The 13,566-nt window shown below is 70.8% G+C and carries 12 protein-coding genes; 4 read left to right on the top strand and 8 right to left on the bottom strand.

Annotated features, from left to right (window positions below; all coding sequences use genetic code 11):
• Positions 1–17: 17 nt before the first annotated feature.
• The 3 genes from KIF24_RS20205 to KIF24_RS20215 form a co-directional block, all read right to left on the bottom strand.
• Positions 18–1,607: a GGDEF domain-containing protein gene (locus tag KIF24_RS20205; RefSeq protein ID WP_221085384.1), complete on the bottom strand. Its 1,590-nt coding sequence runs from the start codon at positions 1,605–1,607 to the stop codon at positions 18–20.
• Positions 1,608–1,765: 158 nt separating this feature from the next.
• On the bottom strand, positions 1,766–3,142 hold the full coding sequence (locus tag KIF24_RS20210) for a serine protease (protein ID WP_221085385.1): 1,377 nt from the start codon (positions 3,140–3,142) through the stop codon (positions 1,766–1,768).
• Entirely contained in the window at positions 3,142–3,474 is a 333-nt protein-coding gene (locus tag KIF24_RS20215; protein WP_221085386.1) for a CU044_2847 family protein, read from the bottom strand. Before KIF24_RS20215 ends, KIF24_RS20210 begins: the two co-directional genes overlap by 1 nt.
• Positions 3,475–3,584: 110 nt before the next feature.
• Here KIF24_RS20215 and KIF24_RS20220 point away from each other — a divergent pair, with 110 nt between their 5' ends.
• The 3 genes from KIF24_RS20220 to KIF24_RS20230 all read left to right on the top strand — a co-directional run bounded on the left by KIF24_RS20220 (position 3,585) and on the right by KIF24_RS20230 (position 5,804).
• On the top strand, positions 3,585–4,850 hold the full coding sequence (locus KIF24_RS20220) for a hypothetical protein (protein WP_221085387.1): 1,266 nt from the start codon (positions 3,585–3,587) through the stop codon (positions 4,848–4,850).
• A gap of 113 nt (positions 4,851–4,963) precedes the next feature.
• Positions 4,964–5,434 (top strand): helix-turn-helix transcriptional regulator, encoded by a 471-nt coding sequence (locus KIF24_RS20225; RefSeq protein ID WP_331461208.1) that lies wholly within the window; start codon positions 4,964–4,966, stop codon positions 5,432–5,434.
• A 19-nt stretch (positions 5,435–5,453) separates the two neighbouring features.
• Positions 5,454–5,804: an ArsR/SmtB family transcription factor gene (locus KIF24_RS20230; RefSeq protein WP_221085388.1), complete on the top strand. Its 351-nt coding sequence runs from the start codon at positions 5,454–5,456 to the stop codon at positions 5,802–5,804.
• A gap of 93 nt (positions 5,805–5,897) precedes the next feature.
• Here KIF24_RS20230 and KIF24_RS20235 read toward each other — a convergent pair whose 3' ends face one another.
• The 5 genes from KIF24_RS20235 to KIF24_RS20255 all read right to left on the bottom strand — a co-directional run bounded on the left by KIF24_RS20235 (position 5,898) and on the right by KIF24_RS20255 (position 10,426).
• Positions 5,898–6,539 carry a nitroreductase family protein gene (locus KIF24_RS20235; RefSeq protein ID WP_221085389.1) on the bottom strand — a complete coding sequence of 214 codons (642 nt, stop codon included), beginning with the start codon at positions 6,537–6,539 and terminating at the stop codon, positions 5,898–5,900.
• A gap of 116 nt (positions 6,540–6,655) precedes the next feature.
• Complete coding sequence (locus tag KIF24_RS20240) at positions 6,656–8,245, bottom strand: alpha/beta hydrolase (protein WP_221085390.1); 1,590 nt, start codon at positions 8,243–8,245, stop codon at positions 6,656–6,658.
• 278 nt (positions 8,246–8,523) lie between these two features.
• A complete protein-coding gene (locus tag KIF24_RS33195) occupies positions 8,524–8,847 on the bottom strand; it encodes an alcohol dehydrogenase catalytic domain-containing protein (protein ID WP_331461209.1) in 324 nt (107 codons plus the stop codon).
• Positions 8,848–9,232: 385 nt separating this feature from the next.
• Complete coding sequence (locus KIF24_RS20250; protein ID WP_221085391.1) at positions 9,233–9,496, bottom strand: hypothetical protein; 264 nt, start codon at positions 9,494–9,496, stop codon at positions 9,233–9,235.
• 99 nt (positions 9,497–9,595) lie between these two features.
• Positions 9,596–10,426: a TrmH family RNA methyltransferase gene (locus KIF24_RS20255; protein ID WP_221085392.1), complete on the bottom strand. Its 831-nt coding sequence runs from the start codon at positions 10,424–10,426 to the stop codon at positions 9,596–9,598.
• A 374-nt stretch (positions 10,427–10,800) separates the two neighbouring features.
• Here KIF24_RS20255 and KIF24_RS20260 point away from each other — a divergent pair, with 374 nt between their 5' ends.
• On the top strand, positions 10,801–13,563 hold the full coding sequence (locus KIF24_RS20260; RefSeq protein ID WP_221085393.1) for a tetratricopeptide repeat protein: 2,763 nt from the start codon (positions 10,801–10,803) through the stop codon (positions 13,561–13,563).
• Positions 13,564–13,566 lie beyond the last annotated feature (3 nt).

The following is a 13,566-nucleotide window of genomic DNA, read 5'->3' on the forward strand; positions in this document are numbered from 1 at the left end:
TCCACCCCGTTCGCCGGTCAAGGCGCCGGGTGACGACAGCTCGCCCGGTTCCCGCCCGCCCGCTTCGCCGCATACATGGCACGGTCGGCCTGCGTAAGGGTCTCGCCGAGTCGGCAGGCCGGACCGCTGGCCACCCCGACGCTGACCTTCGCCCGCCAGGCCGTCATCCCGGCCACCGCGGCCACGGTCCGCCGGGCGATCTGCTCGGCGGCGCCGGAATCGGCGCCCGGCAGGATGGCGACGAACTCGTCCCCGCCCAACCGGGCCACGAAGTCGCCCCTGCGGACGCTGGCCGTGAGCACCTGCGCGACGGCCCGCAGCACGTCGTCGCCGGTGGCGTGCCCCAGCGAGTCGTTGATGTGCTTGAACCGGTCCAGGTCGACGACCAGCACCGCCACCGGCTCGTCGGTGGCGGCGGGGGTGGCCAGGTTCTGCAGGAAGTTGTCGAGACCGCGCCGGTTCGCCACCCCGGTGAGCGCGTCGAGTTGCGCCGCGCGCTCGGCCTGCTCGTGCTGCCACCGCAGGACGTCGTACGACTGCATGCTCACCGCCGCGTGCAGCCACCGGTGCCGTTGCCGCCACAGCAGTTCGGCCAGCGCGTCGCCGTAGGTGAGACCCGGCACGGCGTCGCGCGACCCGTTCCTGGACAGCAGCACCGCGTGCGTGCGGTGCAGCGCCGCACAGATCAGCCAGTCGCTGTCGGGCGACAGGGCGGCGATCGCCTCCTCGATGACGCGCAGCGCCTCGTCCGGCCGCCCCGAGCGGCTGAGCGCGACCGCGTGGAAGGGCTGGCACAGCAGCATTTCCTGCTGCCGCGGATCCACCCCGTGGGCCCGTAGCCGGGCAATGTACCGCGGAATGTCCGCCGCCGCCCCGGCCGGGTCCTGCCGGTCGGCGCGCGCGCACGCCGCGTACAGCAACGCCGACAGTCGCCACACCTGCGCCTTGGGCCCGGAGGCCTCCGTCGCCGCGCGCACCGCGTACTCCTCGGCCGCGGTGGTGTGCTTCTCCGCCTCGGCGACCTGACCGACCTGGTACAGCTCCAGCGTCCACATCAGGTTGAGCTCGGCCAGGTTGCACAGCCACATCGCCCGGTTGCCGTTGTCCGGGTACGACGCCCGGCAGGTCGCCTCGTACGCCGCCTGGAACTGGGGCGCGGCCAACTCGTAGAGGCGTAGTTGGGCGTACCCGATCGCGATCCCGGTATGGGCGTTACCCGCGATCACCGGGTCGGGTTCGGCCGGCAGCAGGGCGCTCTCGGCGCTGACGAGATCCCGCAGCACCGCCGCGACGTCGTAGTCGGCGATGTCCTGGTCGCCGAGGCGCAGTCGTCTGGTGGCCCGCAGCGACAGCGCGCAGGAGCGCCACCCGGCACCGCCCTCGCGTTCCGCGGCGGCCAGCATCAGGTCGGCGGCGACGATCGCGGCGCGCAGGTCACCCAGCCGGGTCAACGCCACGACGCGGGCGAAATGCATCGCGGCCGGCCCGTCGCGGATCTCTCCGGTGGGTTCGCGCAGCGCCGACTCGGCGGCTGCCAACACCTGGGCCGCGCCGCCGGCCTGGGCCTCCTCGAGCAGGTGCAGGGCTCGGAGGGTCACATCGTCCACGCGGTCTCCTCCGCACCGCCCAGGGAAGAACAGCCCGATGTCACGGTAACGCCCCACTTCGCCGAGTCGCTGTCGCCGGCACCGATTCCGTGCTCCGCGCCATCGGCATCGTAGACGTCGGACAGCTTTGTCAGCCGCCGGCCGGAGCTGTCCGGTATTCACCGAAGGGCGGCGCCGGCCAATGCCGGGCGCAGCGAGAAGGTCTTGCTGCTGAGCCAGGTGTTCTCGTACAACGTCACCCGCGAGCCGACCCAGCGTTCACGGGGTGGCAGCCCGCCGTACTCGCCGCGCGGCTCCTCACGGTAGCCGTCGTCGAACTTGCCGAACGCGTGATGCGCCGACAACCAGCCCCTGCGCGCCGGCACCCGGAGCAGCGTCGGCAGGTCCGGATCGGCGGCCTCCTGCCCATGATGCAGGCGGTGCCACTGCAACGTCAGGTATGCCCCGACGCTCGGGCTCAGCCGGCGGGCCAGTTCCGCGGGATCCGTGTGGTGTGCGTCGAAGCCGGGCATCGTCACGGCCTCGGCCAGGGCCCGGCCGAGCCTGGCGCTGCCGAACGTCAGACCCGGGTACGGCGGTTGCCCGCCGCCCCCGACCACCCACAGCTGCCACGGGGCGGCGACTGTCTCGCGCTCCACGCGCAGTGCCGCGCGGTGGCGCTGGTGGGGGTTGAGTCCCTTGAAGTCGCGCAGCACCGGCGAGGCGTAGGCGCCGAACAGTTTCCACCAGGTGGCCATCTCCAGCTGCGGCACCAGCAGGATGAGCGGCTGCCAGGCGTACTGCCACATGAACTCCACCGTGGCCCGCAGGCGAGGCACCGCCGCGTCCACCGCCGCCCGGTCGGGCAGCGGCGGCAGCACGGCGGGCAGCTTGCGGTGCATCGATTCGGCGGCGGCGAGCACGTCGTACGCGCCGGGCGGCTCCTCCTCCACCCGGAACACGCCGGGCGCGATGTCGAGCCCGAACCGCTCGGCGACGACCGTCATCGGCACCGCGTACAGCACGTTCGCGGCCAGCGGCCGGGCGTCGCCGGCCGCGGTGGCCCGTTCGGGTTGTTGTTCGATCAGAATCCCCGCGACCCGGCCGCCGCGATCCGGCAGCGTCACACCACTGCCGGAGTACGCCTGGTAGTCCTTGACCTCCTCCTGCACCCGCAACTGCATCGCCTGCACCTCGTGGCCGAGGCTGTTGCGGTAGCCGCGACTGGTCACCGTCACGGTTCCGCTGAGATGCGGATCGTCGAGCGCCACCGGCACCGGCACCCGCCACCGCTCCCCCGCCGAGGCCCGAGCGACCCCGGTCACGTAGGGGACGTCCGCCGCCAGCGTCAGCACCGCGACGTCGAGTTCCTCGTCGCGCCGCACCTGCGTCACGTCCACCGAGAACCCGCCGTCCAACGTCCCGAAGCTCACCTCGCCGGTGAAGCCCGCGGGAATGACGTGGGCCGCCGTGACCGCCAGCCGCCGGCTCACCGCCACCGCGCCGCCGTTGTCCAGCCGGCGGTTCCGGTCGTCGAGGAGAACCCGGCCCAGCATCAGCCGCCGGCCGAGTTCTCAACCGGCTCGACGCGCCGGAACACCACCGAAACCTCCAGAGTCGCCGCCGCGCTCGCCTTCGACAGCAGCACACCCGCCTCCGCCTCCAGGGTCAGCGCGAAGCTGACGCTCACCTCGTCGGCGGCCCAGCGCGAGTCGCGGGGTAGGCCACGGATGCCTTCCAGGACCGTGCCGACGCCCGCCTGGATCCCTTTACGAATGTCGTCGGCACGGTCGGCGAGCCGCTCCGGCAGCCGTGCTCCGGAGATCCGCCTACCACTGTCGAGGTCGTACACGAGGACCATCACGTCCGTGTCTTGCGCGCCTGCCATCCCCCGAGCGTAGTAACGCGCGAAAGCCTCTCCGATTTCTGTCGGCTACCCAACTCCCGCCGACGGCGCTCCACCTCGGCCGTGCTGACGTCGCCTCATACAGTGTGGCGGTGGAGCCCGTCAGCAAGCGGAGGTTCGTCGACGAGGTGGTGGCCGCCACCCGGGAGCGGGGCGCCACCACTCATCTCTACCTGATGCTCCGCGAGGGCGGCGGCGTCGGTGTGCAGTGGGAACAGCCCGGCGTCGACCAGTTGCGCGAGTACCGCCTCGCCGAGCCGGACGGGTCCGGCTGCCCGCACTGCGCGATCCTCGACGCGGTGCTGGCGCTGTCTCCGGTGCTGCCGCTCGACACGTTGCGCACGGCGCGTTCGCGGGTGCAGTACGAGACGATCCTGCGCGCCGGCATGCTGCCGTCGCCGGCCTTCGCCCGGCAGGCCGCGAGCCGGGACGTCACCTGGCTGGCCGACTGCCACGGGGCGCCCGGCAACCCGCACACCGAGGCGGACTGCGCCGAACACGCCGCGCTCGGCCCCCCGGTGGCCACCGATCCACTCGACGTCGGCCCCACCGCCGTGCTGCCCCGGGCGCTGCTGGAGATCGCCGACGCGACCGACGTCCGGGAGCGGCTGCGGCTCGCCCGCGACTGGCGCGAGACCGCCGCCGAGGTTGCCCGACGCAGCCGGACGGCGGAGACGACCTGGGGTTTCCTGCGCAACTCGGGCAGGCTGGGGGTGCCCGCACCCGGCGTGCCGGGCATGGTCTACGCGCTCGAACCCGGCGCGGCGGCCGATGACCGTCGCATTGCCGAGCTGTCCGCGGCGGCGGTGCGGTCGCTGTCCGGCCAGCAGTCCCCGACGTACGACGCGGAGCGGGTCTGCCTCGTCCCCGACCCGGTCCCGGGCGGCGTGCGGATGCCCTCCTACGCCGGTGCGGTCGAGGTGGCCGCCGGCCGGCCGGTACGCACCCTCCGGCTGCCGTCGAGCCGCCGGCCGCTGAGCCGGCTGGGCCGCGGGGTCCTGCTGCTGTTCGAGGCGCGGTACGCGATGCTGGTGCGCCACGTCCAGCGGCCCCGGGACTGGGAGTCGGAGGCGGCGCTGCACATGTTCGAGTTCGGCATGCTGGAGGAGCTCGGCGGCGACGGATACGTCTCGGCCGTCGCCGCCCACCTCGCCGCCCTGCGCAAGGAGGGTGACCTGCTCGCTCGACCGGACAAGATCCTCGGCCGTCGCCAACGCAAGGCCCTCGCCGGAGTGTTCGGCAAGATCGACGACGAGGAACTCCACCTGTGGGGGTCGGTCGCCTACCGCAACGCGATCATGCTGGGTCTCGGCGGTCAGGCCGCCTTCGCCGAGCACCTTCGGCGGCAGGCGTCCTGATCCGGCACCGGTGGCTTCCTGATCCGGCAGCGGTGGCTCATGGTCGCGGCGACCCGCTCGCCGGCCGCCGGGTCGGGTGGTGCGCCGCAGCGCGGCGTGGCACCATCGCCCGGGTGACCGGCAAACCCGCTCCGGAGCAGCGCCTGCGCGATCTGGCGCTGCTGCGTTGTGTCCGCGACCGGATGGACCGGGAGTACGCGCAGCCGCTGGACGTCGAGGCGCTCGCCCGCGGGGTGAACCTGTCGGCCGGGCACCTGAGCCGTCAGTTCCGGCTCGCGTACGGCGAATCGCCGTACGCCTACCTGATGACGCGGCGCATCGAGCGGGCGATGGCGCTGCTGCGCCGCGGCGACCTCAGCGTCACCGAGGTCTGTTTCGCGGTCGGCTGCACGTCGCTGGGCACCTTCAGCACCCGCTTCACCGAGTTGGTCGGCGTGCCGCCCAGCACCTACCGGCAGCAGGCGACGCAGGCCACCGCAGGGATACCGTCCTGCCTGGCGAAACAGGTGACCAGACCGATCAGGAACCGGGAAGCACAGGTCACCCGGCCACACCTGGGGCGTCATCGCCCGGCGGTCGGCTGAGCCGGCTGGTCGCCACCGGATGAGCACGACGGTCGACGATGCCCTGTGGTCGGCGATCGGCGATCCCATCCGGCGCACGATGATCGACCTTCTGCTGTCCGGTGGACCGGGCACAGCGACGTCACTGAGCGAGCGGCTGCCGGTCACCCGGCAGGCCGTCGCGAAGCACCTGGCCGTCCTCGACCGGGTCGGTCTGATCCACGCCACACCGGCGGGCCGCGAACGTCACTACCGCGTCGACGAGGCGCAGCTCGCCCGAGCTGTCGCCCAACTGTCGGCCGTCGGTGCCACCTGGGACGCCCGACTGCGCCGCATCAAGCGGATCGCCGAGGCGATCGAACGCAACCGCAACGACAACCGAGGAGATTGAGATGGTCGGGACGGTCGTGACCGGCGACCGGCACGACCAGCGGTTCACCCTCGAAGACAGGCCTCTTCCGCCGCGCGTGGCCCGCCATCGGGCTCAGGTGGTGGTGCCCCACTGCCCCCGGTGGATGACCGCGCTGGCGTCGCGACGCCGGGCACCGACGGCGGGACTCTGCGGTGGCAGGTCGTCGGCGCGGTAGCCGACACAGATCCCGCCGATCGGTGCGTACTCGTCGGGGATGCCGAACTCGGCCTTGACGGCGGCCGTGTGCGCGGGAACGTCGACCTCGGGCTCGAAGTCCTCGCCCGCCTGCGGCGTGATGCCGAAGAAGCAGGCGTCCAGACCCTCGTCGACGGCGGTGAGCAGCATCATCAGCGCGGCCATGCCCGTGTCGATGTACCAGTAGGGCGCCGGCCAGCGAGCCTCGGACCGGTCGGTCCAGCCCTTGTCGGCCTCCGCGTACCGGGCGAGGTAGGCAGCCTTGTGCGCGAGCGGCACGACCACGAGTGGCGCGTTCTGCATGGTGGGAGTCTGCGCGACACGGGTCGGGACGAACCGCCAGAACCTGGCACGATCCTCCGGTGCGGTCAGGGCGAGAAAGGCCCAGCCCTGGGAGAAGCCGGCCGACGGCGCTCGTAGCGCACTGGCCAGGATCTTCTCGGTGACCTCGGCACTGATCGGCCGGTCGGCGTAGTGCCGAACCATCCGACGACGGCGGCGAACCTCTGCGAACTGCATGCCACGGATCCTGCCACCCGACGAGCGACGGCCACAGCGCAGGACCTCCGGTCCGCGGCCGTCGGCAGCGGAGGTGGCCGGCTCGCCTCGGCGAACCGGCCACCCCGCCCGATCGGTCAGAACAGCCAGGTCGGCAGCTCCGACTCACCACGCAACGGGACCAGCGGCTGCGCGGCGGGCCCGGCATCCGGGCTCGACGCCCGGCCACGGGCGCCGGCGGACGCCGTCCCCGGCGGCGGGGCCGCGGCGCACCGCGCACCCTCCGCCGGCACGACGAGGTCGATCAGGTACGCCTCGATCGCCTCGTCTGCGCAGGCCACCCGGCCGTACACGATGTGCCCCCAACCCTCGTAGGTCAGCAGTTCGGCATGATCGCCGAACTGCTCGGCGGCGCCGAGCGCCCAGTTGTAGCCGGTCGCCGGGTCATGCAGCGAGTTGGCGAACAGGAGCTTCGCCTCATTGGTCGGGGTGACCGGCCGCTGCGGGTTGGCCGCCGGGGTCGGCCAGCCCAGGCAGATCGCCCCGACCGTCGCCCGTGGCGGGTCCGGTAGGTCCGGCGCGACGAGTTGGGCCGCGGCGGTGATGGAACGCCACTGCCGGAAGTCCCGTGCGGCCAGGTTCCAGTCCTGGCAGAGGACCGCCTGGTACGCGAAGGGCACGACCCTCGGTTCCTCCTCGGCCGACTCGCTCGCCGCCGCCGACGCCCCCGATGGCCGTCCCGAGTCGACCCGCTCCAGCTCGGCGGCGATGTCGAGCCAGTACGGCTGGTAGTTCACGTTGCGCAGCACGAAGTTCACCAGGTCCGGCTGGGTGATCTTGTAGCTGTGGTCGTCCGGGTCCGGCAGCTCACCCCGGGCGGCGCGGTCGAGCAGCCGCTGCCAGAACTGGCGGATGTCGCGCCCGTACAGGGCGCACTGCGGCAGTCGGGCGCAGCCGGCCACGAACTCGTCGAACGAGTCCTGCCCGGTGGCCGCCTGGGTGACGGCGAAGCCGCGGGCGTCCTGACTGTGATCCATCGTGCTGTCGGCGACGATGGCGCGTACCCGGTTCGGATACATTTCCGCGTACTGCTGGGCCATCAGCGTGCCGTACGACATACCGAAGAAATTCAGCTCGGCGTCACCGACCGCCGCCCGAATAGCGTCGATATCCCGGATCACCTGGAGCGTGTCCACATGGTCGAACACCGGCCCGGTGTTGGCGCGACAGTCGTCGGCCAGTGCCCGGCTCGCGGCAACCATCGCCGCGAATGCGCCGGACGTCTTGATCGGGCCGCCCGGCAAATCGAGAATCTTGTCCAGCGTGCACATGATCGGCGAACTGCGGGCCACCCCGCGTGGGTCGAATCCGACGATGTCGAAATGACGACGCAGTTCGTCGCCGTAACTGGCCCACAGCACCGAGTCGACGCCGGAACCACCCGGGCCGCCCGGATTCACGATCAGCGAACCGCGGCGCACCGCCGGCTCGGTGGCCGGCCGTTTGGCCAGCGCCAACTCGATGGTCGGACCGTCCGGATCGGACCAGTCGACCGGTACCTCCAGGGTGCCGCACAGGGCGCTGGTGTCCTGCTCGCAGGGCGCCCACTGCACGTCCCCGGCCAGGGACGCGGACGCGGACGACGGGGCGAGCGGCACCAGCACCAGCACCAGCACCAGCACCACCGTGACCCCGGCGAACAATCGCCGGATCAGTTTTCTGCGCATGCTTCCTCTCCCCGATCTTCCCGGCCCCCTGCCGGGCGCTGCCGAACGTAACGAATCCACGACGGTCCGGGGTTACCGGGAAATGTCGTCGGGAATACTGTTCGGAACGCAAGAGGATTAGCCGGAGCAAGATCTGCCGGGGCCGCGTTCGACTCCTTACCAGGCACCGCCGTAAATGGTGAGGTCACCGCACACGGGGAGATGTCCGGGCCGGCATTTCGACACGCGAAACGAGATCGCGGAGACAATTGTCAAGATGACAGAGGTCACAATCCACGTCAATGTTGGTTTTTGCCTTCGTGGCGCTTTCCCGCAACGTTCACCAAAACGGCGTGATGAATCGGAAACGTGCGATGACCCGGGGCATCCCAGGGCATCCCGGCCGGCTTGGCGGTCACCTGGTCGGCGGGCACCGCGATGAACTCGGCCGCCGCGTTCATGAAGCCGAAGCCCAACACCTCGTCACCGACGACGATCCCGGCGATCCCGGCACCAACCTGATCGACCACCCCGGCGAACTCGTTACCCGGCACGCCCGGCAATCTCGACTCCAACCAGGCGGGCGTCAACCCGGCCCGCACCGCGCAGTCGATGGGCTGCACGCCGGCCGCCCCGCACTCGCACCCGGACCTCGCCGGGCCCCGCGTCCGGGGTCGCAATCTGTCCCCACTCCGGCACCTCCGGCCCACCGACCTGCCGGAAAACCACGGCCCGCATCCGTACGCCTCCCGCAGTCCCTCGTCGCCGGAGCCAGTCTCAAACCTCAACCGCGCATGGAGCTCAACCGCACATGAGGTCAAGGCCTCGCCCGATCATTCACCATCGGCGGCGTCGTGACTGATCGTCGCCGTGGTGCCGATTGGCTATCCGATCGGGAAGACGGATTCGCGACTGCGCGGACACTGCCAGCAGGCAACGCCGTCGACGAGGGCCGCGGTGGGGGGATGAGAGTGCCCGGGCAGGCACCCGGGCCAGGAGGTATCGCCCTCATCGAACTCCTTCTCCTGCCGCACGTCGGCCACCTCCACGACCGCCAGCTCCAGTCGGCCGCAGACTGCCCAGGACGCCCGCCCGCGCCTGACCCCGCCTGCCAAAGCACACGGGTAAGGCGTCGAGGGTGTCCAGGTGCACGCCCACCGGCTGAATGACGGCACCCCGCCGGGCGAAGTCCTGCGCCACCCGGTGCACCGCGCGCTCGTAACACTCCATCGCGCCGAGCACCAGCTCGTCGTCCTCGTCGCCGTTCGGCACGGGGTGAGGCTAGTACACCGCCTGGTCAGAGACTCTCGGCGAGCCGGCCGGATCGGGTGTCGTACGAGGCATCCGGGCTACCGCCCGGCGATCGGTGCGCTACCGCCGGGCGGCAGCGGTCCGCTGGCGTGCCGATTCGTACAGCACGACGGTGGCGGCGGTAGCCGCGTTCAGGGAGCTGGCGGATCCGAACATCGGGATCCGGACGAGTTGGTCGCAGGCCCCACGCCAGCCGGAGCTGAGGCCGGTGGTCTCGTTGCCGATCAACGTCAGCGTGGGCTGTGTGAAGTCGTACTCGGCCGCGTCCAGTGCGCCGCGCTCATCGGTTCCTACGATGTTCATGCCGATACCGTCAGCGCGGATGTCAGCGACCCAGGACAGAACGGCTTGGGGTGCGGGCACCCGGACCACGGGCAGGGCGAACAGCGAGCCGGTGCTCGCCCGGACCGCCTTCGGGTCGTACACGTCGGCGGCGTGGCCGGTGATGATGACGCCGTCGGCGCCGAAGGCGTCCGCCGACCGGACAAGGGTCCCGATGTTGCCGGGGCTGGTGGGCCGATCGAAGGCGACGGCGAGCATGGTCGGAGCGATCGGGATACGGCGCAGGTCGTCCTCCGGCAGCGCGACCACCGCCAGCAGCTCTGGGACCGTGTCTGCCTTACCGCCGAGTTCGTACATCAGCTCACGGGAGACGGCGATCTTCTCGGCCCGGACCGTGTCCATGGCTTTCCGTGCCCAGCCGGACAGTTGAGCGTCGGCGTCGTAGAGCAGCTCTCGGATCTGCCAGCCGTGTTCGACGGCCATGGTGATCGGGCGCACGCCCTGCACGAGGAACTCGCCGCGACGCTGCCGCTTGGTCCGATTGGTGAGGAGAGCTTCCCACTGCTGGAACCGCGCATTGCGGCCACTCACCCGCAGACCCACCGCCAACCCCGCCTCCGTCGCACGCCAACCGCCCATGCCCTGCCTGCCGTGCCGGATGCGACGGAGCTTCCCGCTCCGGCTACCGCGCCGGAATGGGGAGGGGTCACAACCTACCGCGCGCCGCGGTGGTTCGCTGACGGGCCACACTTCACCGACCTCGCGCCGACCGTCGGGGGCGATCGACGGTCAGGTCATACTTCACATCATCACCCCAACCAGTCTCCGGTGACGCAACAGATGACGGTTCCATCCGAACATCGGTTTCAGCATGGGCGGTAGGCACCGCACAGTGAGATGGACGTCATCGTGCGGAGGGAGCGCCTGTCGTGAATGGCCGGTGGGCGAGTTGGCTCAGGCTGCGTGCTACCGGGGCTGCTGGGGTGGGCCTGCTACTGACCGCCGGGGTGACCGCGGCATTGGCGAACTTCGTCGCCTGGTACGTAGCGGCCGGCCTGGGTGTGGCGTCCGGCGGTGCAGGCATCTACGGGGGAATGTTGTGGCAGCGTCGTGGCGATCAGCTGGTCCGGGAGAACGCCTGGCGGGCGGTGACCACCACCGCACCGGGCAGCCCGCAGTGGCCTGAGGATGACGACGCCAGTCTCCTGACGATGCTGCTGCCAGGCCGGCGGGCCGTACCGTTCAGCGTGCTGCATGACCGGCTGGCCCGCCGGGTGGTGCAGTGGGCCCTCGCCGACTCTCCGGCACGGGCGTCGGTGCTCTACGTCAATGGCGCACCCGGCGTGGGCAAGAGTCGGCTACTGGTCGAGGTGGCCGAGCGGCTCGCGATCCCCTGTGCCTGGGCGGTGCCCGGTCGCGGCGCGGCGGCGGTGGCTGCTGCGGCAGCGTTGCAGCGGCGAGTGATGCTGGTGGTCGACGATGCGGACACCTGCGACGACCTTCAGGCGACCCTGATTGCCTGGGCAGAGACCGCCGGCAGCGAGGTTCGGTTGGTCGTGATCAGCCGGGTGAACGACCCGTGGTGGGCTGCCGTCCGCAGCCGTCAGCCCGCGCGGGTGCTGGCTGGGTTGCCGTACCGGCCGCAGCTGACAGTGCCGGCGGTGGTGAAGGATGCCAAGAGCCAGCAGCAGATGTTCGCTCGGGCACTCCGATGCTTCGTGGCAGAGTCGGCGCCGGTTCCACAGGTGACCCTGAAGCCGAAAGACCCACCGCCGTCGATTGCACTGTTGCACGCCGCCGCCGCGCTCGCCGCGCGCACCGACGTGGGTGGCACAGTCGACCTCGCCAACGTGGCGGCTGACCTGTTCGTCGCCGAGCGGCACCGCTGGCAGGCGTCCGTCTCACAGGCAGAACTTCAGAACCTGCCTGGCGTTGTCCTTGAGCAGGCGCTCCTACTTGCGGCGCTGGTCGGGGCCGCCGACGAGGAGGCCGCCCGGCGCCTGCTCACCCACCTACGGTCCCCGGCAGGTGTGGTCGGGAATGACCGGGCAGGTCAGCTTGCCGACTGGCTGAGAGGGCTCTACCCACACCAGCTGCCGGACTGGCTGTCTCCTCGGCTGCCTGCGGTATTGCTGGAGCACTATGCCGTGCATACCGTCGCCCGCAGTCCGGCACTCGCTCGCTTGTTGGTCGACGCCACCCGAGAGGACGACATCCGCACCGAACGCATGCTGAGCACCCTCGGCAGAGCCGCCGCGCACAGTCCGGATGCCATTGCGGCGACCAGTGCCGTGCTCGACTGTGACCCGCTCCGGACGATCGCTGCTGCAATACGTGTCGCTTCCGCCGGAGAGCTACCTTTCGACGAGGCGATCGAGTCGTGTATCGGCCGACACGCCGATCGGTTCGGTCTGCCCCAGCTGCGGCAGCTGTACGAATCCGTTCCGCGGGAAGCTCAGACGCACCGGTTGGCCCGGTGCTGCGTCGCGCTCCTTCGAGCCTGCGTTGCACACCCCGCCGCGGACCCAGAGGACCTGGACACCCACGTCATCCGGCAGCGGCTCGCGGTCGTGATCTTCGAGCAGGGACGGTTCGGGGCGGCGGAGGAGGAGTTCCGGGAGGTACTCGCCGCGCGCACGCGATTACTCGGTGCCGAACACCCGGACACTCTGGAGACCAATACCCGCTTGGCGGTCCTGCTGGACAAGACCGAGCGGAGCGATGCGGAGAAGCAGTTCCGCGAAGTGCTCGCCGCACGGGTGCAGGAGCTTGGCACCGATCACCCCGACACCCTGAACACCCGAGCAAGTCTCGCCCTCGTGTTGAACAGGCAGGGGCGGTATGACGCGGCGGAGGAGGAGTTCCGCAAGGTGCTCGCCACGCAGACACGGCTGTTGGGCGTCGTGCACCACGATACCTTGACCACCCGCAACAACGTCGCCGTCGTGCTACGCGAGCAGGGGCGGCTCGGCGAGGCGGAGACCGGATTCCGTGACCTGCTGGCGGACCGAACCCGATTCTTCGGCGCCGAACATGCCGAGACTCTTGTCGTTCGCGGCAACCTCGCCGTAGTGCTGGAGATGCAGGGGCGCTATGACGCGGCGGAGGAGGAGTTCCGCGAGCTGCTCGCCGCGCGGACCCGGCTGCTCGGCCCCGAGCACCCGGACACCGTGAACGCCCGCAACAGCCTCGCAGTAGTGCTCAGCCGCAAGGGACAGCACAGCGAGGCGGAGGCGGAACTGCGCCAGGTGCTCACCATGCACACCCGGTCGCTCGGTGCCGAGCACAGCGACACGCTGACCGCCCGCAGCAACCTCGCCGTCATGTTGGATGAGCAGGGGTGGCACGGCGAGGCGGAGACCGAATTCCGTGAGTTGCTGGCCCTTCGAACGCGTTCATTGGGCGCCGGGCACCGCCACACGTTGAGCACCCGCAACAGCATCGCGATTGTGCTCGTCAAGCAGCAAAGACTCGGCGAGGCCGAGGCGGAGCTCCGTGACCTGCTGGCCACCCGGACACGCCTGCTCGGCGCAGATCATCCCGACACGTTGAACACCCGCAGCACCCTCGCCGCGGTGCTGTCCGAGCAGGAACGGTACGCGGAGGCGCAGGCGGAGTTCCGCCACCTGCTCAACGAGTTCACGCGGCTGCTCGGTCCCGAGCACCCCAGGACCCTGGCCGTGCTCACCTGGCTACGAGCGCAGTCCCGCGCGCCGGCGGCACCCAGCGGACCCGACGGCAATTGAGCG

The sequence above is a fragment of the Micromonospora tarapacensis genome, from assembly GCF_019697375.1.
Classification (GTDB): Bacteria; Actinomycetota; Actinomycetes; order Mycobacteriales; family Micromonosporaceae; genus Micromonospora; species Micromonospora tarapacensis.

Bases quoted from the DNA above. Each gene is read 5' to 3' on its own strand.
- KIF24_RS20215 (WP_221085386.1), bottom strand. From the start codon at position 3,474: ATGGCAGGCGCGCAAGACACGGACGTGATGGTCCTCGTGTACGACCTC.
- KIF24_RS20240 (WP_221085390.1), bottom strand. From the start codon at position 8,245: ATGCGCAGAAAACTGATCCGGCGATTGTTCGCCGGGGTCACGGTGGTG.
- KIF24_RS20230 (WP_221085388.1), top strand. From the start codon at position 5,454: ATGAGCACGACGGTCGACGATGCCCTGTGGTCGGCGATCGGCGATCCC.
- KIF24_RS20235 (WP_221085389.1), bottom strand. From the start codon at position 6,539: ATGCAGTTCGCAGAGGTTCGCCGCCGTCGTCGGATGGTTCGGCACTAC.
- KIF24_RS20210 (WP_221085385.1), bottom strand. From the start codon at position 3,142: ATGCTGGGCCGGGTTCTCCTCGACGACCGGAACCGCCGGCTGGACAAC.